Source organism: Plesiocystis pacifica SIR-1, assembly GCF_000170895.1.
Lineage (GTDB): Bacteria > Myxococcota_A > Polyangia > Nannocystales > Nannocystaceae > Plesiocystis > Plesiocystis pacifica.
Genome location: NZ_ABCS01000007.1, coordinates 1 through 18,679, shown reverse-complemented (window position 1 = coordinate 18,679; position 18,679 = coordinate 1). Strand labels below are relative to the sequence as shown.

Genomic DNA, 18,679 nt, shown 5'->3' with positions numbered 1-18,679 from the left:
GCGCAGGGCCCGCTCAGCTGTCCGAGCGGTACTTCTTGAGCTTGCGAAACAAGGTCGCCGTGCCGATGTCGAGGCGCCGGGCGGTCTCGGCCTTGTTCCCGCCGGTCGCGTCGAGGACGGCGAGGATGTGCTCGCGCTCGATGTCGGCGAGGCTCATCTCGAGGCGGCGGTGGGCGAGGGCGTGCTCGCGCGCGGCGGTGCCAGCTGCGGTCCCGCTCGCCTCCTTGACCTCGTGCTTGGCCTTGCCGCGCCCGCGGTTGCCCAGGCGCGGGAGGTCTCCGACCTCGACGAGCTCGCCGCGGGCGAGGGCGACGGCGCGCTCGATCGCGTTTTGCAGCTCGCGCACGTTGCCGGGCCAGGGGTGGGCGAGGAGGGCCTCGCAGGCGGCGGGGCCGAGGCGGCGGACCGGTCGACCCATGCGCAGCGCCGACTCGGCGAGGAAGGCCCGGGCGAGGGCGAGGATGTCCTCGGGCCGATCGCCGAGGGCGGGGACGCGGAGCTCGACGCCGCGCAGGGCCCGGAGCAGCCCGGCGTCGAAGCGGCCGGCGGTCGCCTCCGCGTCGAGGTCTTTGTCGCTGGCGCTGACGATGCGCAGGTCGAGGGGGCGCCCGCGCATCTCCCCGAGCCGACGGCACACGCGGGAGTCGAGGAACTCGAGCAGGCGGGCCTGCGTGCCCCGGGACAGCGTGTCGATCTCGGCGAGGAACATGGTCCCCGTGTGGGCGGCCTCGAGCAGGCCGACGCGCTCGCGGGAGGCTCCGGGGAAGGCCCCGCGGGCGTGGCCGAACAGCTCGCTGTCGAGGAGCTGCTCCGACATGAGCGCGCAGTTGATGGCGACGAAGGGCGAGGCGCTGCGGGCCGAGCGGGCGTGGATGACCCGGGCGATGCGCTCCTTGCCCGAGCCCGTGGGTCCGCGCAGGAGCACGGGCACGTCGACCTTGGCCACGCGCCGAGAGGTGTCGAGCAGCGCGCGCATGACTGGGCTGCGGGCAATGACCCCGCCGTCTTCGTTTTGGCGCTCGCGGGTGAACTCGCCGAGCTCGAGGTTGCGAGCCCTCAGCTGCCGCTCGACCTCGCGCAGCTCTTCGCGGGCGCGGGCGAGGGCGCCCTCGAGGCGCGGCTCGGCGTAGTCGGCGAGGACGGGGTGGCCCTCGCTCTGGAGCTGCTGGCGGGTCTCGACCCGGGTCCTGCACAGGGCGTCGCCCTTGCCCATGCACTGATCTTCGACGGCGATCAGCGGGCGCTCGAAGATGGCGCTCAGGAAGCCGCTGATGAACCCGCACAGCATCCAGCACACGCCCGAGTCGGACTGGCCGAGGTGCTCGACGTGCTGCTCTTGCTCGTAGCTGTGGTGCCAGGTGATCTCGAGCAGGGCGGTGGCGCTCTCGCGCTGGCCCTCGTCGAGGTACTCGAGGGTCGCCATGCCCTGCAGGCGCTGCAAGGTCGCGAGCACCCGCCGGCGGGCGTCGAGGTCGTGGGTCGCGGTCGCGCTCCGGGGGCTCTCTCGCAGCACGCGTCGCGCGGCTCGAGTGCCGGCGTCATGGCCCGCGCGCGTCAGCAGATTTCGAGCGGTGCGCAGGCCAAATTGAGACACCAGGCTGTGGCGCAGAGACCCCAGTGCACCCGGGTCCAGCGTCATCACGCGCGGCCCCGAGTCATGGAGCGCGGTCGACGGGGCGTGGAGGTGGAGCAGCCCGTCGAGGTCCGAGTCCTCGGCTTGCATGGCTGCGAGACTAGCATTTCGGCTACCCAGCCGGGAACTAGCCGGCGGGCACGCAATCGATGTAATCGGTTGCACCAAGCAGATCGCGTCACGCTCAGGGGTCGGGGTTGCAACTGTCCCGATGGCCTAGCGAGCACGCGCGCTCGAGTTGTTTGGACGCGTAGTCTTCGTCGATCGGGACCCCCAAACCCTGGCGAAAGATCAGCGCGAGCCGATGGCAGCTCAGCGCGGACTCGAGGGCGCAGCCGCGGTGCAGGCTGACGCGGGCCCGATCGTGGCGCCCGTCCTCGAGTTCGAGTTGACCTAGGCTCGCGCAGGCCGGGGCCGAGCGGAGGGCGCAGCCGCGGTCGAGGGTGTCGCGGATCGCCGGGCGATCTTTGCGCAGCTCGAACTCGACGGCGCGCAGGGCCGCCTGCCCCCGACTGCGGCAAGCCTCGCCCGTGCGACGCCCCCGCCCGGGGACCTCGCCGGCCGCTGGCGTGGTCGGGCAGTGGGCGGCGAGGGCCTCGCACGCCTCGGCCACGTCGGCGTCGCACGCTCGGATCGAGTAGGGCAGGGCCGCCGCTTCGCCCTGGCGATCGCGCAGGTCCGCGGCCAGCAGCATGCAGGCCTCGCCGCGCCCCGCTTCACACTGCTGCACCAGCGAGGGCGGGGTGTTCGCGGGATCCTCCTCCGTCGCCGCCGGGCAGCCCGCGGCGAGCAGGGCGAGCGCCAAGGGCACGCAGATGCGCCTGCGTGGGCGCGTGGAGGCGATGGAGGACACCTGAGCGGATCCTACACCTCGTCCGGCGGTGGGTGTGCGCGTGTGGCACACTCGGCCCCCGATCCGCCCAGGAAAAAAATTGTCGATCGGGCCTGGGCCCTGTCGATCTCTCCGTCGCCCGATCGTCGCCTTGGTGAGACCCCGTCATGCAGTTCCTCCTCCTCATCTACGAGAACGAATCCATCATCGCCAACCGCGACGAGCAGAGCCAGGCTCAGGTGATCCAGGCCTACGCCGAGTACACCAAGAACATCAAAGACAGCGGGAACTACGTCGGCGGCGACGCCCTCGAGCCCGTGGCGACGGCGACCTCCGTGCGCATCCGCGGCGGGGAGCGGACCATCACCGACGGACCCTTCGCGGAGACGGCGGAGCAACTCGGGGGCTACTACATGGTCGAGGCGGCCAACCTCGACGAGGCGATCGAGCTGGCCGCGGGCATCCCGGCGGCCAAGACCGGCTGCATCGAGGTCCGGCCCGTCATGGTCTGGAACTGATCTCCGCGCCCCGTGAGCGCGCGCGCCGATGATCCCACGCAGGCTGCCATCGCTCGGACGTTCAAGTCCGAGCATGGACGGATCATCGCGAGCTTGATGCGACTGACCCAGCGCGACCTGCAGCTGGCCGAGGACGCGGCCGCGGAGGCCTACGCCCTCGCCATCCAGCGCTGGCCTACCGAAGGCGTGCCCGCTCGGCCGGGCGCGTGGCTGACCACCGTGGCACGCAATCGCATCCTCGATCGACACCGCCGGGAGCGGACGGCCCGCGACAAGGCCCCCGCGGTCGCGCAGCTGGCCGAGCTCAGCGCGCAAGAGCGGAGCGAGCGGGACGACCCCGAGTCCGCGCCGGCCTATCCCGACGAGCGCCTCGCGCTGATCTTTACCTGCTGCCACCCGGCCCTGGGCACGGAGGCCCAGGTCGCCCTGACCCTGCGGACCCTGGGCGGCCTGAGCACCGTGGAGATCGCCCGGGCCTTCCTGGTCCCCGACGCGACCATGGCCCAGCGCCTGGTCCGGGCCAAGAAGAAGATCCAGCGCGCCGGCATCCCCTACGCCGTGCCCACGCCCGAGCAGCTGCCCGAGCGCCTGCGCGGGGTGCTGCGGGTGGTCTACCTGATCTTCAACGAGGGCTACCGGGCGACGAGCGGGGACGCCTTGCTGCGCCGGGAGCTGTGCGGCGAGGCCATCCGGCTGGCCGCGGTGACCCGCCGGCTGCTGCCCGACACGCCCGAGGTCGTCGGCCTGTGGGCGCTGCTGCGGCTGCACCACGCGCGCCGCGACACCCGAGTCGACGCCGCGGGGGATCTGGTCCTGCTCGAGGACCAGGACCGGACGCGCTGGCACCACGGGGAGATCGCCGAGGCGGCCGCGGCCCTCGAGGCGGCCATGCGCCTGCGCGCGCCCGGGCCCTACCAGCTCCAGGCCGCGATCGCGGCCTTGCACGCGACCGCGCGCGCCCCCGAGGACACGGACTGGCCGCAGATCGTCGGGCTCTACACCTTGTTGATGCGCCTCGAGCCCAGCCCGATCGTGCGCCTCAACCGGGCCGCGGCGATCGCCATGGCCCGCGGGCCCCACTTTGGCCTCGACGCGGGCCTGCGCGAGCTCGACGCGATCGAGGCGGACGGATCGCTGACGCGCTACCACCTGCTGCACGCCGCGCGGGCGGACTTGCTGCGCCGCAAAGGCGTGCTGGATGGGGCGGCGAAGGCCTACGCGCGGGCCTTGGAGCTGGTCAGCAACGCGGCGGAGCGGCGCTACCTCGAGCGGCGCTTGCGAGCGCTGGAGAACTGAGTTCTGCTCTACCCCCACAGGCATCTGAAGACCGGGGGCGCTTCGTCGCTATCCGCTCCTCCGCTATGGCTTGGTGGGCAATGGGGTTCGTGCCTTCGAGAAGGCTGGTGGTCGCCCCCGCGAGCGGGGGCGTGGATTCGTTGACCGTCTCTGAGTCGTGGGCGTGGGGCGGGGAGGGCGTGGCGTCGTCCACGACGGCTAAAATCGACAGAGACGGTGAGTAACTCACAGTCTCTGAGGCCCAAGAACGCTCAGGCCGAGGGAGCGCTGTACTCGCCGTAGCGGTAGTAGCCGCTGCGCTCGCGCAGCTCGACGTCGTTGAGCACCAGACCGAGCAAGTTGGTGTCGTGGCGTCGCAGCAGCCCGAGGCTGCGCTGGACGTCGGCGCGGGAGCTCGCGCCGCAGCGGGCCACGAGCACCACGCCGTCGACCTGGCGGGCGAGGATCAGCGCGTCGACCACGGGCATGAGCGGCGGGGTGTCGAAGATCACCACGTCGAAGCGCTGGCGCAGCTCGGCGAGGGTGCGGCGGAAGCCGTGGCCGTCGAGGAGCTCGGCGGGCGTGGCCGGCAGCGGGCCGCAGGGCAGGATGCTCAGGCTCTCGGGGGCGCCGTCGAGGGCCTCGCCGGGGACCAGGGCGTCGTCGAGGGAGGAGCCGCCGGTGAGCACCGTGGCCAGGCCGTGGTCGAGGCTGGCGAGCGGCATGGCGAAGACCTCGTGGAGCCGAGGCCGGCGCATGTCGGCGTCGACCAGGACCACGCGCTTGCCGGCCTGGCACCAGCTCAGGGCGAGGTTGAGGGCGGTGGAGCTCTTGCCCTCGGAGCTCGCCGGCGAGGTCACGAGCAGGCAGTGCTGCTCCTGGCGCGAGAGCGCGAAGCCCACGGCGGCCCGGATGCCGCGGGCCTGCTCGGCCATGGGCGACTGCGGATGGGCGTGGGTGTGGAGGTCGCGGTGGCGTCGCTGGTCGCGGTGGTTGGCGCCGCCGAGCTTGGGGTCCAGCGGCATGCGCGGGAGCTGGCCGAGCACGGGCAGGTCCCAGCCCGCGACGGCGAGCTCGAGGTCGCCGAGCTCGCGGATGGTGTAGTCGCGCAGGTCGACGGCGACGGCCCCGAGGCCGCCGAGGACCAGGCCGATGAGCCCGGCGGCGGCGAGGCCCAGGGCCATGCGCGGGCGCACGGGCTCGCGCCCGGCCGTGGCCGGATCGAGGATCTCGACGGGCGGGCGGCCCTCGACGCGGTTGGTCAGCCCGACCTCGGTGTCGCGGCGCGCGAGCACGCCGTAGATGTCCTCGGCGTCGGCGACCGTCCGGGCGAGCTCGCGGTACTCGGGCTCGAGCTCGCTGAGCTCGAGGGCCCGGTTTTGCTCGGCCTTCAGCGCGGCCTCGAGCTTGACCTGGGTCGCCTTGGCGGCGCGGTAGCGGGCGGCGAAGGTCGCCAGGTGGCTGTCGGCCTCGGCCTCGATGGTCGCGTCGATGAGCGCGTGGCGCTCGTTGGCCTCGCGCCAGCGCGGGTGCTGATCGCCGTAGCGCAGGTCGAGGGCCAGGAAGTCTTTTTGCGCGGCCAGGCGCTCGCGCAGCAGGTCGTCGAAGATGGTCTGCTGGCTGGGGTCGAGGAGCGCCGCGGCCCCGGAGTAGGCCCCCTTGGCGTGGAGGCGCTTGGCCTCGTCGTAGAGGTCCTCGGCGGCGATGCGGGCGGCCTGGGCGGCCTGGGCCTGCTCGCTGAGCTCGAGGATCTTGGTGGTGACCACGCTCTGGCGGTCCTCGAGGGCGATGGTCGTGATCGCGTGCTCGGTCTTGAAGTCGGCGAGGGCTCGCTCGGCGGCGCGCAGGCGGGTGCGCGCCTCTCCGAGCTCCTTGCTCAGGTCGCGCTGGGCCCGGGCGCCGTCGTCGACGCGCTCGCCGGTGATGTACTCGAGGTAGGTCGCGGCGAGGGTGTTGGCGATCTCGGCGGCGCGCTCGGGGTCGGGGTACTCGACGCGGATGCGGACCACCCGGGACTCGTTGACCTCGCGGATCGAGACGATCTCGCGCAGGCGCTCGACGGGGTCGATCTCGGCCGCGGCCTCGGCCCGCTCGTTCGCGTCGTGGATGTGGTCGACGCCGAGGAACTCCGGGTCCTCGGCCAGGCCCAGGCGCGCGATGGAGGCCTCGGCCACGGTCCGGCTCGAGATGACCTCGCGCTGGGTCCGGTAGTACTGGCGGTAGCCGAAGCTGTCGAGCTCCTCCTCGACGCCGTCGACCTCGTCGAGGACCTCCGGGCCCGAGGGGTTGAGCAGCAGGCTGACCTCGGCGCGCCACTGCTTGGGCAGCAGGGTCAGCAAGAGCACGCCGACGGTCAGCGACAACGCGGTGGCGCTGGCGACCAGGAGCCAGCGCCGACGCAAGATCGCGAGCACGTCGAAGATGGACGTGATGGCCGGATCGTGCGCGGACTCGTCGAGCTCGTAGGCGGCGTAGGGCGGCGGGCGGTGGCTCGGCCAGCCGGGGCGCGAGGGGCCCCAGCCAGGGGGCGGGGCGGTCCAGCTCGGGGCGCTCGCCGTGGCCAGGTGACTGGGATGGCCGGGCGGCCCAGCCACAGGCCCGAGGTCGCGGTGCTCGGTCATGTCGGGTGCGGCGGCGCAGCGCAGCCGTCGTCCTCGTCCATGGCGATCGCGGCCCGAACCTTCACGGAATTTTTTGGTGTCTGCGCACGGCGAGGACCCGGCGCCCGGTCGGGAGCTGCGTGCTAGCCTGGGGCCGTGGATGGCACGTCGCGGAGGGTCGCGTCGCGGGTGAGCGCGCCCGCTTCTCAGCTAGACCAGCTGGCATGGCTCGACGCGAGCGCAGCCGACGATCGCGGCCGCTGGGACGAGGTGCTCGCGCGCTGCGTGCACGACTTTCACCAGCTCCCCGACTACGTCGCCCTCGAGGCCGCGCGCCTCGGCGGCGAGGGCGGGGCGCTGCGCGTCGAGGTGGACGGCGAGGTGGGGCTCTTGCCCCTGATTCGCCGGCCCTTGCCGGAGCCCCTGCGCGCGGTCAGCTCGGCGAGCCACGACGCGCTCTCGCCCTACGGCTACCCGGGGCCGCTGATGAGCAGCGACGCGCCCGCGGTGGTCGCCAAGCTGCTCGCGGCCTGGCGCCGGGGCATGGCGCAGCTCGGCCTGGCCAGCGCCTTCGTGCGCCTGCACCCCTTCTTGAACGAGGCCCTCGCGCCTGCGCTGGGCGAGGAGCTGCGCGAGCGCGGTCCGCTGGTGTGGATCGACCTCGAGGGCTCCGAGGAGGCGCAGTGGGGCGAGTACCGGAGCATGGATCGCCGCAAGATCCGGCGCAGCGTCGAGGCCGGCTACGTCGCCGTGGTCGAGGACGACTGCGCCCGCTTCGACGACTTCTACGCCGTCTACGCCGAGACCATGGCCCGCCTCGACGCGAGCTGGTCGGGCTTCGCTCGGCCCTACCTCGAGGGCCTGCTCGCGGCGTTGGGCTCTCGCGCCTTCCTGGCCTTCGTCGAGCACGAGGGGCAGGTCGCCGCCGGGGCCCTGTTCACGCGCAGCTGCGGCATGGTCCAGTACCACTTCTCGGGGACGGCGAGCGCCCACCGCCGGGCCGCGCCGACGCGCCCGTTGATCCACGCCGTGCGCCAGCGCTGCGCCGCGGCGGGGCTCTCGAAGTTGAACCTGGGCGGCGGCCTGGGCTCGGCCGAGGACGAGCTGCTCCGCTTCAAGCGCGGCTTCTCCAAGCGCCGCGGGGTGTTCCAGACCTGGGAGTGGATCGCCGATCCCTCTGCCTACGCGGCGCTGTGTCGGGCCCAAGGCGTCGACGCGACGAGCGGCTTCTTCCCGGCGTATCGCCAGGTGCCGGTCGTTCCCTCTGAAAAAGAAGTGGAGGACGAGGCGTGAGTCGGCTGTGGCCTGGGCTCAAGCGCGGCATGGACGTGCTCGGGGCGAGCGCGGGGCTGGTCGCTGGCGCGCCGGTGCTGGTCGGCGCGGGGCTGGCGATCTGGGCGACCATGGGCCGGCCGATCTTGTTTCGCCAGCGCCGTCCCGGCCGCGGCGGTCGGCCGTTCACGATCTACAAGTTCCGCACCATGGTCGAGCCGCGCCCTGGCGAAGATCGCTGGCACAGCGACGGCGCCCGGGTCACGGCCGTGGGCCGAGCGCTGCGCAAGACCAGCATCGACGAGCTGCCCGAGCTGTGGAACGTGCTGATCGGCGACATGAGCCTGGTCGGCCCGCGGCCTCTGCTCATGGAGTACCTCGACAAGTACACGCCGGAGCAAGCGCGGCGCCACGAGGTGCGCCCGGGGATCACGGGCTGGGCCCAGGTCAACGGGCGCCAGGCCATCCCCTTCTCTCGCCGCCTGGTCCTCGATGTCTGGTACGTCGACCACCACAGCCTGCGCGTCGACCTGGACATCCTCGCGCGCACGGTCGCCCAGGTCGTGGTCGGCTCGGGGCAGGAGACGGGCCAGGCCATGACCGAGGTCGACGACCTCGGGTGGTTCTCGAGCTCAGAGACTGTGAGTAACTCACAGTCTCTGACTATTTTAGCCGTCGTGGACGACGCCACGCCCTCCCTACCCCACGTCCACGACTCAGCGTCCGAGGCGGGCAGCGAGCCAACGGCTGAGGGCGCGTAGATCGTCGAGGCGGGGGCGCCAGCCGAGGCTGGCGGCGGCCCCGGGGCGGTGGCGCTCGAGGGCGCGGAGCACCGCGACGAACTGCACCAGGTAGCCGAGGGTCTTGGCGATCGCCACGCCGAGCCAGCCCAGGCTCAGGCCGAGGGCGACGACGCCGAGGGCTTGGGCGCCGAGGGCCAGGGCGCCCGCGCGGACCGTGGGTCGCTGGACGCCGCGCCCGGCCAGCCACGTGGAGATCAGCGCGCTGAGTCCCTTGAGTAGGGCCGCCGGAAGCAGGATCAGCATGGCCGCGTAGGCGGGGGCAAACTCGGGGCCGAACAGGGCCGGGATCAGCCACGGACCCACGGCGATGGCGACGAGGCTGCCGAGGCTCAACGCGAGGACGAGCAGGCGGCAGGCCAGGCCGAGCTTGGCGAGGCTGCGCCCGCCCTCGGAGTCCGCGGCGCTCTCGGGCAGCATCATCTTGCCGGCGAGCAGGCCGACCATGGCCATGAGGTGGCTGATCTGATCGGCGATGGCGTAGATGCCGAGCTTGGTCAGGCCGATGATGGGCGCGGCGAGCAGGTAGTCGGCGCGGAGCAGGGCGGCGTCGCCGAGGGCGACGAGGGTCGCCCGGGCGCCGTAGGCTCGGAGGGCGTCGAGGGGCCCGGGGTCTTCTTCTTTTTCGGGAGCGCGCGCGAGGCTGGAGCCGCGGACCATCACGGCCAGCGCGACGATCCAGTTGGCGACGCCGAGGTTGACCAGGACCTGCGCCGGCCCGCGCTGGGCCGTGAGCAGGTTGAGGCTCAGCAGCCCGGCGAGCACGGCGACGGCGAGCAGGTTGTAGGTCAGCGCGCGCCGCCGGCCCAGGGCGACCCCGCGACCGAGCTCGTTGGTGACCTGGGCCGGGAGGGTCAACGCGGCGCAGCCGATCGCCAGCAAGGTCGCGTGGGTCGGGGAGGGGGCGAAGCTGCGGACGCCGAGGGCGAGGGCGCCGAGGCCCATGCCGAGGGCGAGGCTCAGCAAGACCACGCGGCGCAGGTGCGCGACGACTCGCCCGAGCTGCGCGGGCTCCGAGTCGGCGCGCTTGCCCAGCTGCCAGGTCGCGGCGGGCCCCAGGCCCATGGACGCCGCGGGCACGGCCAGGGCCCCGATCGCCACGACCACGCCGTAGAGCCCGCGGGCCTCGGGCCCGGCCAGGCGCGCGATGGCGACGTTGTTGGCCAGCGCCATCGCGCTCATGGTCGCGACCGTGGCCACGGACACGAGCACGCTGCGGCCGTAGCCGCCGCCCGACTGCGCCCCCTCGTTCACGCGGCGGCGACCCTCCGCAGGGTTTGCTCGAGCTCGCGGGCGAGGGCGTCGCGGTCGAAGCGGGCCTTGCCCAGCTCGCGGGCGGCCTGACCGGCGCGCTCGCGCCAGCTCGGATCGGCGAGGGTGTCGAGCAGGGCCGCGGCGGCGCGCTCGGGGTTCCGGGGCAGGACCAGGCCGCACGCGCGCTCGCGGATGAGGTCGGCGATCCAGCCCTCGTGGTTGACGACCACGGGCCGCCCCGCCGCGAGCGCGTCGAAAAATTTGTTGGCCGAGTTGTCGCGCAGCGCGGGCACGTCGATGAAGGTCGAGAGCGCGGCGGTCGAGGCCGAGAGGATCGCGGGCATTTCGGCCTTGGGCTTGGGCCCGAGCATGTGGAAGTTGCGGCCGAGGACGCCGGCTTGGCGGGCGCGCCGGTTCATCTCGCGCTCTTCCCAGCCGTCGCCGACGACGGCGATGACCGGGGTGGGGGCGCCGCGTTCGGGGGCGGCGTGGGCGAGCGCCGCGGCCAGGTCGACGAGCCAGCTGGCGCCGTTGGCCTTGCCGAGGGTGCCGGCGTAGACCAGCAGCGGCGCGCCATCGTCCCCAACCCCAAGCTCGGGGTGGGTCTCGGCGAAGCTGCGCCCGGCGGCGGCGGGGACCTCGAAGAGCTCGAAGTCGCAGGCGTTGGGGATCACGCTGGTCCGCGACGCGGGCACGCCCTGGGCGAGGACGCCGGCTCGCATGCCCGGGGACAGGGCGACGACGTGGGCGGCCTCGCGGTAGGCGGTGCGCTCGAGCACCCGGGCCGCGGCGATCAGCGCGGGGTTGCGCAGGGCGCCCATGGCGATGGGCACGTCGGGCCACAGGTCGCGGACCTCGAAGACGAAGGGCACGCCGAGGCGGCGGGCGGCGTAGAGGCCGGGGATGGCGATGGTCAGCGGGGTGCTCGTGGCGAACACCAGGTCGCCGCCGGCTCGGTGGGCCCGGGCGCCCGCGGCCGTGGCGAAGCGCAGGAAGGCGGCGACGCGCTCGCGGTAGCTCTGGCGGTTGTCGTAGCGCACGCCGAGGCGGTGGACCTCGATGCCGGCCTGCTCGCGGACCTCCCAGGTGGGCCGATCGACGAAGCGGTCGCTGGTGATCACCGTGACCTCGTGCCCGGCGTCGACGAGGCGGCGGGCGAGCTCCCACGAGCGCGTCCCCCCGCGGTCGCTGGGCGTGAGGAAGTACTGGTGCAGGTAGAGGATCTTCATGGCGAAGGGCGGCGCCACGGCGAGCTCGCTGCGGGCCGTAGGCAGGTGAGGGCGGCGAACACCAGCAGGCCGCGGAGGTCGTAGCGGCCGCCGCTGAACTGGGACGCGACCAGGATCAGCAGGGCCGCGGCCCGCAGCGCGTCGAGGCCGGCGAGGCCGGGTTGGCGCGCCGGAGGACAGCGCCAGGACGCCCACGCGCCCCGACCCCACAGGCTCAGGTACAGGCCCAGGCACGCGACCCCGAGGGCGCCGGTCTCGTACCAGGCGTCGAGGATCATGTTGTGGGCGTAGGGCCACAGGGTGTTGGCGGCGAAGCTCGCCAGGCCGTGGCCGAGCACCGGGCGGCGGGCGCCCTGCTCGAGGGCGATGGCGTAGATCTCGTCGCGGCTGCTGACGTAGCGATCGCGCAGCAGCAGGTCGAGGACCCGGGTGGCGAAGCTCTCGGCCACCTTGGCGCCGAGCTCCGTGAAGGTGACCGCGGCGAGGCCGAGGATGACCGCGCCGGCGAGCACGAGCAGCCGCCGGCTGGGGCGCGCGTGGCCCAGGGCGAGGAGGGCGAACAGGGCGACGGCCGTGGAGATCATCGCGCCGCGCGAGCCCGAGAGGGCGATGAGCATGGCCGCGAACACGGCGAGCAGGGGCCACAGCGCGCTGGCGCGGCGGGGAGTCGTGGAAGAGGGGCTCCGGAGCGCGCGCTCGAAGCTGAACACGCACAGCAGGCCCATGTTGCGCCCGAACACGTTGGGGCCGCCGCCCAGCGTGGCGAGGCGACCCGAGCCGAGGCCGCCCGCCACGGCGGCCGCGGCCAGCAGGCCGAGCAGACCCAGGAGCGCGAGCTCGAAGCCCTGTAGCAGGGCGTCGACGCGACCGTGAACCAGGAGCCGGCGGAGGGCGACGGCGACGGCGATCATCAGGGCCAGATCGATCGCCGCGCGGGTGCCCAGCTCGAGCTCCGGCGCCCAGGCCAACGCGACGAGCGAGAGCCCCAGCCAGCCCAGCTCGGCGGCGAACAAGGTCGGGCTCGGCGGGCGGACCCCGCCGCCGCGGCGCGAGCCCGAGCCCGGTCGGAAGGCGAGGACGAGCAAGGCCGCGACGGCCCAGGTGCGGGGCTGCCACGCGATCGAGGGCTCCACGGCCAGGATGCGATCGACGCTCCAGGTCCCCGAGAGCAGGTAGAGGGCGAGGGCGACCCCCGCGAGGTGTTCGGCCCGCAGCGCGCTCACCGGTCCGCGGGCGCGTCGATGCCCATATCCACGTCGCGCTCGGGCGTGGGCGGGCCTTCGCCCTCGAGCGCTGCGTGGATCGATCCTCGGCATGGTCCTCGTCAGGGGGCGTAGCGGCGCAAGACCGCGTCCTTGCAGCCCGTCTCCGAGGTCATGGTCCCGGCGACGAGCAGGTCGTCGTTGGGCGCGGCGGCGACGGCCCACCACACGTCCTCGCCGTCGACGGGCCCGGCCTCGGTCCGCGTCCACAGCTCGTTGCCGTCGGTGTCGTACTTGCGCAGCCAGGTGTCGTAGTCGTCGAAGTCCTGGCCCGCGGTCCAGGTCTGGCCGGCGACGACGATCGCTCCTAGGCTGTCGATGGTGACCTCCTGGGCCCGGTCGCCCCAGTTGAGGTCGGGGTTGTCCCAGACCTCGGTCCACACCGGCGCGCCGCCGGGGGCGTGCTTTTTGACCACGACGTCGTGGTAGACGGGCCCGGTCTCGAAGCCGACGCTGACGACCTCGCCGCCCGCGTTGACGGCCACGCCCCCGAAGCGATCGGTGCCTGCGGCCGCCCCGGCGTGGAGCTGGCTCCACAGCGAATTGCCCTCGAGGTCGAGCGCCAGCACGAGGCCGTCCTCGTCGCCCGCGGGGCCGGCGAAGCCGGCGATGTAGGTGGTGTCCCCGAAGGTGGTGACGTCCCGGGCGAAGTCCGTGGTCGCGTCGTCGATGAGCGAGGTCCAGGCCGTGACGCCGCTGTCGGTCACGACCCGGACGCGGAGGTCAAAGCCGAGGGTCGCGGACTGCTCGGCGCCGACCATCACGCCCCGGCCGGCGCTGTCGATGGCCACGCCGTAGGCCCAGTCGGACAGCCCGCTGTCGTAGGTCTGCGACCACTGCTGCTCGCCGTCGGGGGCGTAGACCGCCAGCCACTGGTCGCGCTCGTTGACCGGGTCGTAGACGAAGCCCGCGACCCACACCCGGCCGTCGTCGTCGACGGCGACGCTCCAGGCCTCGTCGCAGTTGGGGCCGGTCAGCGGGCTGTCGGTCCAGATCAGCGTGCCGTCGGCGGTGTAGCTGCGCACGACGATCTGGCAGTCGGCGAGGACGTCGGAGACCTTGTTGGTCGAGCCGACCGCGACCACGCCGTCGAGGCTCGCGGACGCGACGCCCAGGAAGTAGTCGCAGCTGTCGGGCCCGGTGTCGAGGACCTGCTCCCAGCGCACGCTCCCGCTCTCGACGCAGTCGGGGTTGCAGCCGTCGGCGGGCGCGTCGTTGCCGTCGTCGCAGGCCTCGACCCCCTCCCAGACCAGCGCGTCGCCGCAGCTCGCCGCGACGCAGCCGCTGAGGCAGGCGTCGGTCTCGACGCCGTTGTCCCCGTCGTCGCACTCTTCTTGCCCGGCCCACACGAAGCCGTCGCCGCAGGTGGCGGGGAGGCAGGTGCTCGGGCAGGCGTCGTCGTCCTCGAAGTTGCCGTCGTCGCACTCTTCGCCCTCGCCGAGCTGGATGTAGCCGTCGCCGCACACGGGCAGGGTGCAGGCGGTGGTGCACTCGTCCTCGTCGACGGGGTCGGCGTCGTCGCACTCCTCCCCGGCCTGGAGGATCCCGTCGCCGCAGGTGGGCAGGGCGCAGGCGTTGGTGCACTCGTCCTCGTCGACGGTGTTGCCGTCGTCGCAGCCCTCTCCGGCCTGGACCACGCCGTCGCCGCAGGCGGGCAGGGTGCAGGCGTTGGTGCAGCCGTCGTCGTCGACGAAGTTGCCGTCGTCGCACTCTTCGTCGCCCTCGACGATGTCGTTGCCGCACTGCGGCGGGACCTCTGGGGTGCAGGTGCCGCCGACGCAGCTCAGCCCGGGGTCGCACTCGCCCTGGGCGGTGCACGGGCAGTCTTCGGTCCCGGCGGGGCAGGGCATGCCGGTGGTCTCGGACTCGGACTCGGAGTCGGTGTCCGTCTCGGTGTCAGTCTCCGTACCGGTGTCCGCGGTGTCCGTGCCCGTGGTCGAGGCCTCGTCGCCGACGACCTCGGTGAGGTCGTCGCCAGAGCACCCGGCCGCGGCCAGCATCCCCACGAGTCCCGCGGTGGTTAGCGTTCCCGTGACGCTCGCGCTGCGAGCAGCTCGGCCGAGTCTGGCCAGGGGGGCGGTCGGGTCCATCGTCGTCGCTTTCATCCGGTGCTGATCTTAGCCCCGATTGGCCCGAGCGGGGACCCGCTCACGGGCGTGCATGGGGAAACGCTCGGCGCGCGCGGATGAGGGGGCCTTCGTGATTGCATGGCACCGGCGCGCGGGTCCTTCACGGCGCGGGCAAAAAAATCCTCGGGCGAAAAAACGTGAAGGCGACGGATCCGTCGCGGCATGGAGTCGCCGTTCGGGATGGACTGCACGACCACCGCAGCGCGGGTTTACCTGTCGCCGCCGGACGTGGGTGCGGCCGAGCGCGATGCGCTCGCGTCCGCATTCGACTCCGGTTGGATCGCGCCCTTGGGGCCGCAGGTCGACGCCTTCGAAGAGGCGCTCGCGGCCCGCGTGCAGCGGCGCTGCGGAGCCGCGACCAACAGCGGGACGGCGGCCTTGCACCTGGGTCTGCGCCTGCTCGGCGTCGGCCCGGGGGACGCGGTGTGGCTGTCGACGCTGACCTTCGTGGCCTCGGTCTCGCCGGTGCGCTGGCTCGGTGCGGAGCCCGTGTTCCTCGACAGCGAGGCGCGGACCTGGAACCTGGACCCAGAGCTGCTCGAGCAGGCGCTGGCTGAGGCCGCGGCCCGGGGTCGCCTGCCCAAGGTCCTGATCGTCGTCGACATCTACGGCCAGTGCGCGGACTGGCCGCGGATCACCGCGGCGTGCGAGCGCTACGGCGTGGCGATCCTCGAGGACGCCGCCGAGGCCCTCGGCGCGCGCGTGGGGGGGCGCCCCGCGGGCAGCTTCGGCGCGCTCTCGGCCGTGTCCTTCAACGGCAACAAGATCATCACCTGCAGCGGCGGCGGCATGCTCGTGGGCGACGACCCCGAGCTCATCGAGCGCGCGCGCTGGCTGGCCTCCCAGGCCCGCGAGCCCGCGCCCCACTACCAGCACGAGCAGCTCGGCTACAACTACCGCCTGAGCAACCTGCTGGCGGGCGTGGGCCTGGCCCAGCTCGGTCGCCTCGACGCGCTGATCGCCGCGCGCCGGGCCAACTACGCCCACTACGCCGAAGCTCTGGGCGCGCTCCCGGGGCTCCAGTTCATGCCCGAGCCCGAGGGCTTTGCGTCGACGCGCTGGCTCAGCGTGCTGCTCGTCGATCCGGATCGCTTTGGCGTGGACCGGGAGGCCCTGCGCGTGGCCCTGGCGGCCGAGAACATCGAGGCCCGCCCGGTGTGGAAGCCCATGCACCTGCAGCCGGTGTTCGCGGGCTGTCGAATGATCGGCGCGGGGGTCACGGACGACTTGTTCGCGCGCGGCCTGTGCCTGCCGAGCGGGTCGACCCTGCGCGCGGAAGATCGGGAGCGGGTCATCGCGGTGTTCCGCGAGCTCCATCGCCGGGCGCGTCCGCAGGTTGCGATGGCAGCGGCAGCGGCCGGAGGCCTGCGTTGAACAGCTACGCGGACTCGCTCCCTCGGAGGCGCGCCAGTGAGACGGAGGGCGAGGAGGCCGTCGCCGTCGCTCCGCCGACTGCGGCGAGCGCGGCCCGCAGCCGGGCGCTGAGCCAGCTCGTGCGCGTCTTCCTCGACCTGGCCGTGCTCGCCGCGGCCTTGTGGCTGGCCTTCGCGCTGCGCTTTGACTGGGCCATCCCGCGCCCGTGGCCCAAGCGCCTGCTCCTGGTCCTGCCGTGGGTGATGATCTGGCAGTACCTGGTGCTCCTCGCCCTCGACGTGCCGCGCTGCTCGTGGCGCTACTTCGGCTTCCCGGAGGCGCGGCGGATCGCGGCCGCGGCCGGCGTGTCCGGGGTGGGGCTGCTGGTCGTCCGCTTCCTCGCCCCGGCGCTGACGCCCGCGCTGCCCCTCGCCCAGCACACCCTGGTGCCGATCGGCGCGATCGCGGCCGACGTCATGCTGGTGTTCATCGGCCTGGTCGGCACCCGCGGGGCGTGGCGCATGCTCGGCGAGCGCGAGGGCGCGTGGGCGTGGACCCAAGCCCCGGGCACCGGCCGAGGTCCGCGGCGGGTCTTGCTGATCGGCGCGGGCGAGGCGGGCGTCGCCGTGGCTCGCGATCTGGCCCGTCGACCCAGCTTCGAGCCCGTGGGCTTCCTCGACGACGACCTGGCCAAGCGCGGCCAGAGCATCCACGGCCTGCGCGTGCTCGGGGCCGTCGGGCAGCTCGCGGAGGTCTGCGCCCGGGAGGGCGTCGACGAGGTGCTGATCTCCGTGGCCCGGGCCACCGGCGCCCTGGTTCGCCGGGTCAGCCGGTCCGCCGAGGCCCTCGGCCTGCCCGTCAAGATCGTCCCCGGCGTCGGCGAGCTCGTCGACGGCCGGGTCGCGCTGAGCCGGATCCGCGAGGTCGCCATCGAAGACCTGCTGCGCCGCGAGCCCGTGCGCCTCGACGAGGGGGCGATCGCCGCGACGGTCCGCGCCAAGGTCGTGATGGTCAGCGGCGCGGGCGGGAGCATCGGCAGCGAGCTGTGTCGGCAGCTGTGCCGCTTTGGCCCCCGGCGCGTGCTCCTGGTCGAGCGGGCCGAGAACGCGCTGTTCGAGATCCACCGGGAGCTGCGCCAGCGCTTCCCGGAGATCGAGCTCGTCCCCCTGCTCATCGACATCACCGAGCGGGCCTTTCTCGACCGCGCCTTCGCCGAGCGCAGCCCGCAGCTGGTGTTCCACGCCGCCGCCCACAAGCACGTGCCCATGCTCGAGTGGAACCCCGGGCCGGGGGTGCTCAACAACGTCGAGGGCACGCGCAACATCGCCGAGCTCGCGGCGGAGCACGGCGCCGAGACCTTCGTGATGATCTCGACGGACAAGGCCGTGCGCCCGCGCTCGGTCATGGGCGCGAGCAAGCGCTGCGCCGAGCTGATCGTCCGCGATCTGGGGGCGCGCAGCCACGGCTCGACCCGCTTCGTGACCGTCCGCTTTGGCAACGTGCTGGGCAGCAACGGCAGCGTGGTCCCGATCTTCAAGGCGCAGATCGCCAAGTTCGGCCCGGTCACCGTCACCCACCCGGACATGGAGCGCTACTTCATGACCATCCCCGAGGCCTCGCAGCTCGTGCTCCAGGCCGGGACCATGGGCCGCGGCGGGGAGATCTTCATCCTCGACATGGGCGAGCCCGTGCGCATCGTCGACCTCGCCCACGACCTGATCCGGCTCTCGGGGCTGATCCCGGGCGAGGACGTGGCGATCGAGTTCACGGGGCTGCGGCCCGGGGAAAAGTTGAGCGAGGAGCTGTGCGGCGAGGCGGGTCTGGACCCGACCAGCCACCCGGCGATCCTCGTCGAGCGCGAGGACGCGAGCCGGGGGCCCTCGTCGAGCTCGCTGTGGGCGGGGCTGGAGACCTTGCTGGGCGCGGCCCGAGCCGCCGACGAGCTCGGCGTGCGCCGGAGCCTCCACGCCTTGCTGCCCACGGCGGAGCTCGAGCGATGAACGCCAAGCTGGATGTTGGGCTGGCCTTGCGCCCGATGATCGAGGCTGATCTGCCGGCGAAGGTGCGCTGGGCCAACGACCCCCGGGTCAACGAGTGGATCGGCTTCCTCGAGCGCGTCGACCTCGAGGGCACGCGGCGATGGTTCGCGGGTCAGCGCGAGGACCCGAGGATCACGCTCATGACCATCACCCTCGACGGTCGGGCGATCGGCTACGCCAAGCTCGCCCACGGCCCCGGGCCCGACGAGGGGCAGTACTGCGGCCTGGCGATCGGCGAGCCCGAGTACTGGGGTCGCGGCCTCGGCAAGCAGGCCGCCGCCGAGGTCCTGCGTCTGGCCTTCGAGACCCTCGGCTGGCGGCGGCTGTGGGGCTACTGGCCGGGCTGGAACGCGCGCTCGATCGGGCTCCACGAAAAGCTCGGTTTCGTGCGCGAGGGCCAGGCCGCCCACACGCGTCGGCACGCCGACGGCAGCGAGCACGCCGTCTGGGTCCTCGCGGCCTACGCGAGCCCGCCCTCGTAAC

Annotated in this window: 14 protein-coding genes; 7 read left to right on the top strand and 7 right to left on the bottom strand. The window is 73.2% G+C overall.

All coding sequences use genetic code 11. From position 1 onward, the window contains the following. Positions 1-13 precede the first annotated feature (13 nt). Both PPSIR1_RS05065 and PPSIR1_RS05060 read right to left on the bottom strand, forming a co-directional pair. Entirely contained in the window at positions 14-1,723 is a 1,710-nt protein-coding gene (locus PPSIR1_RS05065) for a sigma 54-interacting transcriptional regulator (protein ID WP_045115403.1), read from the bottom strand. 94 nt (positions 1,724-1,817) lie between these two features. Next, positions 1,818-2,486, bottom strand: coding sequence for an SEL1-like repeat protein (locus PPSIR1_RS05060; RefSeq protein ID WP_157595208.1), 669 nt, complete (start codon positions 2,484-2,486; stop codon positions 1,818-1,820). Between the two features lie 146 nt (positions 2,487-2,632). On the opposite strand from PPSIR1_RS05060, the gene PPSIR1_RS05055 reads away from it, so the two are divergent. Together PPSIR1_RS05055 and PPSIR1_RS05050 are read left to right on the top strand one after the other, a co-directional pair. Further along, positions 2,633-2,983 carry a YciI family protein gene (locus tag PPSIR1_RS05055; RefSeq protein WP_006969917.1) on the top strand — a complete coding sequence of 117 codons (351 nt, stop codon included), beginning with the start codon at positions 2,633-2,635 and terminating at the stop codon, positions 2,981-2,983. 12 nt (positions 2,984-2,995) lie between these two features. After that, entirely contained in the window at positions 2,996-4,279 is a 1,284-nt protein-coding gene (locus PPSIR1_RS05050) for an RNA polymerase sigma factor (protein WP_006969916.1), read from the top strand. 251 nt (positions 4,280-4,530) lie between these two features. Here PPSIR1_RS05050 and PPSIR1_RS05045 read toward each other — a convergent pair whose 3' ends face one another. Then, on the bottom strand, positions 4,531-6,879 hold the full coding sequence (locus PPSIR1_RS05045; protein WP_006969914.1) for a GumC family protein: 2,349 nt from the start codon (positions 6,877-6,879) through the stop codon (positions 4,531-4,533). Between the two features lie 168 nt (positions 6,880-7,047). On the opposite strand from PPSIR1_RS05045, the gene PPSIR1_RS05040 reads away from it, so the two are divergent. Beyond that, entirely contained in the window at positions 7,048-8,151 is a 1,104-nt protein-coding gene (locus PPSIR1_RS05040) for a lipid II:glycine glycyltransferase FemX (protein WP_006969913.1), read from the top strand. Next, positions 8,148-8,891, top strand: coding sequence for a sugar transferase (locus PPSIR1_RS05035; protein ID WP_006969912.1), 744 nt, complete (start codon positions 8,148-8,150; stop codon positions 8,889-8,891). Before PPSIR1_RS05040 ends, PPSIR1_RS05035 begins: the two co-directional genes overlap by 4 nt. Here PPSIR1_RS05035 and PPSIR1_RS05030 read toward each other — a convergent pair. From PPSIR1_RS05030 to PPSIR1_RS05015, 4 genes are all read right to left on the bottom strand, one after another. Continuing rightward, positions 8,847-10,184, bottom strand: a complete 1,338-nt coding sequence (locus PPSIR1_RS05030) for a lipopolysaccharide biosynthesis protein (protein ID WP_006969911.1) — start codon at positions 10,182-10,184, stop codon at positions 8,847-8,849. The two genes, PPSIR1_RS05035 and PPSIR1_RS05030, sit on opposite strands and share 45 nt — an antisense overlap. Next, on the bottom strand, positions 10,181-11,431 hold the full coding sequence (locus PPSIR1_RS05025) for a glycosyltransferase family 4 protein (protein ID WP_006969910.1): 1,251 nt from the start codon (positions 11,429-11,431) through the stop codon (positions 10,181-10,183). Before PPSIR1_RS05025 ends, PPSIR1_RS05030 begins: the two co-directional genes overlap by 4 nt. Beyond that, positions 11,410-12,636 carry an O-antigen ligase family protein gene (locus tag PPSIR1_RS05020; RefSeq protein ID WP_006969909.1) on the bottom strand — a complete coding sequence of 409 codons (1,227 nt, stop codon included), beginning with the start codon at positions 12,634-12,636 and terminating at the stop codon, positions 11,410-11,412. Before PPSIR1_RS05020 ends, PPSIR1_RS05025 begins: the two co-directional genes overlap by 22 nt. Before the next feature lie 101 nt (positions 12,637-12,737). Then, complete coding sequence (locus PPSIR1_RS05015) at positions 12,738-14,675, bottom strand: DUF4215 domain-containing protein (protein ID WP_006969908.1); 1,938 nt, start codon at positions 14,673-14,675, stop codon at positions 12,738-12,740. A 291-nt stretch (positions 14,676-14,966) separates the two neighbouring features. Between PPSIR1_RS05015 and PPSIR1_RS05010 the strand changes: the two genes are divergently transcribed. Genes PPSIR1_RS05010 through PPSIR1_RS05000 form a run of 3 tightly spaced genes read left to right on the top strand, consistent with a single transcriptional unit; the run spans position 14,967 to position 18,678 of the window. Then, positions 14,967-16,178, top strand: coding sequence for a DegT/DnrJ/EryC1/StrS family aminotransferase (locus tag PPSIR1_RS05010; protein ID WP_006969907.1), 1,212 nt, complete (start codon positions 14,967-14,969; stop codon positions 16,176-16,178). Continuing rightward, the gene (locus PPSIR1_RS05005) at positions 16,175-18,157 is read left to right on the top strand and encodes a polysaccharide biosynthesis protein (protein ID WP_006969906.1); all 1,983 of its coding nucleotides are present in this window, start codon (positions 16,175-16,177) and stop codon (positions 18,155-18,157) included. Before PPSIR1_RS05010 ends, PPSIR1_RS05005 begins: the two co-directional genes overlap by 4 nt. After that, positions 18,154-18,678: a GNAT family N-acetyltransferase gene (locus PPSIR1_RS05000; RefSeq protein WP_006969905.1), complete on the top strand. Its 525-nt coding sequence runs from the start codon at positions 18,154-18,156 to the stop codon at positions 18,676-18,678. Before PPSIR1_RS05005 ends, PPSIR1_RS05000 begins: the two co-directional genes overlap by 4 nt. The last annotated feature ends 1 nt before the right edge of the window (position 18,679 follow it).

Coding starts and splice junctions, on each gene's coding strand:
- PPSIR1_RS05015 (WP_006969908.1), bottom strand. CDS start 14,675: ATGCTGGCCGCGGCCGGGTGCTCTGGCGACGACCTCACCGAGGTCGTC.
- PPSIR1_RS05000 (WP_006969905.1), top strand. CDS start 18,154: ATGAACGCCAAGCTGGATGTTGGGCTGGCCTTGCGCCCGATGATCGAG.
- PPSIR1_RS05065 (WP_045115403.1), bottom strand. CDS start 1,723: ATGCAAGCCGAGGACTCGGACCTCGACGGGCTGCTCCACCTCCACGCC.
- PPSIR1_RS05010 (WP_006969907.1), top strand. CDS start 14,967: ATGGAGTCGCCGTTCGGGATGGACTGCACGACCACCGCAGCGCGGGTT.
- PPSIR1_RS05055 (WP_006969917.1), top strand. CDS start 2,633: ATGCAGTTCCTCCTCCTCATCTACGAGAACGAATCCATCATCGCCAAC.
- PPSIR1_RS05045 (WP_006969914.1), bottom strand. CDS start 6,879: ATGACCGAGCACCGCGACCTCGGGCCTGTGGCTGGGCCGCCCGGCCAT.